Genomic DNA, 1,239 nt, shown 5'->3' with positions numbered 1-1,239 from the left:
AGAGGACTTCCCAATCATGATGTCAAGCCGCGGCGGTGACGGGAGGTGAACCTTGGTAGCACTCTCCGTCACGGATCATTGCCCACAACACGTTGAGGCGTCGGCGGGCAAGCGCGAGCAGGGCCTGCTTGTGCCCCTTCCCCTCGCTTCGCTTGCGCTGGTAGTACGCCTTCGAGGCAGGGCAGGTCGTGATGCTGACCATCGCCGACAGGTACATGCTTCGCAGCAGGCCGCGGTGATAACGCTTGGGCCTGCGCAGATTTCCACTGACGCGGCCGGAGTCGCGCGGTCTGGGGGCCAGACCGGCGAAGCCGGCCAGGCGATCGGCGCTGCCGAAAGCATCCATGTCGCCGCCGGTCGCGGCGATGAACTCGGCACCGAGCCTAGGTCCCATTCCGGGCAGGCTGCGGATCACCTCGGCGTGCGGATGCTCGCGAAACCTGGCCTCGATAAGGGCGTCGAGCTCGGCGATCTCCTCATCGAGGGCCATCACCCCCTTCGCGAGGCGGACCACCATGGCGGCGGCCAGCTCCTCGCCGGGCAGCGATGTCATCTGAGCCCGGGCAGCCTCCACCGCCGCCTTCGCAAGCGCGGAGGCGCCACGGACCTTGCGGTTCCTCAGCCAGGTCTCGATCCGCTTCGCGCCCGCGCGGCGGATCGCAGCCGGGGTCTGGTAGCCGGTCAGCAGCATCACCGGGCCCTTGTTGACCAGGTCCAGAGACCGCTCCAGCGCGGGGAAGACCTCCAGCAGTTGAGCCCGAAGCCGGTTGATCTGCCGGGTGCGGTCGAAGACCACGTCCAGGCGCCGGGTGGTCAGGGTGCGCAGGTCGACGGCGATCTCGTCGCCGGGCCGCAGCAGGCCGACGTCCCGGCGGACGCGGGCCTGGTCGGCGATGACGAAGGCGTCCTTGGCGTCCGTCTTGCCCTCGCCCTTGTAGGTGGCCGAGGCCCGATGGACCGCCAGGCCGGTGAGGTAGGCCATGGGCTGGCCGTGGCTGAGCAGCAGGCCGATCAGCAGGGCGGCGCCGCCGTGGTTGAGGTCGACGGCCCACAGCACGTCGGTGGATACCTCCAGGACGTCGCCGATGAGCTGGAGCAGCTCAGTCTCGTCGTTCAGGACCCGACGGGACAGCAACCGTTCACCGTCCGCGTTGATCACCACGCAGTGGTGATGCTCCTTGCCGATGTCCACTCCGGCCCAGATCTCGGGCACGGTCACCTCCGCCGGCTCGCCGTTTC

At 68.7% G+C, this 1,239-nt stretch carries 1 protein-coding gene; it reads right to left on the bottom strand.

The genetic code is table 11. The annotated features are described in order from the left end of the window. Nucleotides 1-22 precede the first annotated feature (22 nt). The gene (locus tag NT8_RS28100; RefSeq protein ID WP_245646366.1) at nt 23-1,219 is read right to left on the bottom strand and encodes an IS110 family RNA-guided transposase; all 1,197 of its coding nucleotides are present in this window, start codon (nt 1,217-1,219) and stop codon (nt 23-25) included. Between the last annotated feature and the right edge of the window lie 20 nt (nt 1,220-1,239).

It is taken from the genome of Nocardiopsis trehalosi NBRC 14201 (genome assembly GCF_001552555.1).
GTDB classification, from domain to species: domain Bacteria; phylum Actinomycetota; class Actinomycetes; order Streptosporangiales; family Streptosporangiaceae; genus Nocardiopsis_B; species Nocardiopsis_B trehalosi.
Note: the sequence above shows the minus strand (reverse complement) of the source record. Positions and strands in the feature narration are given on the sequence as shown.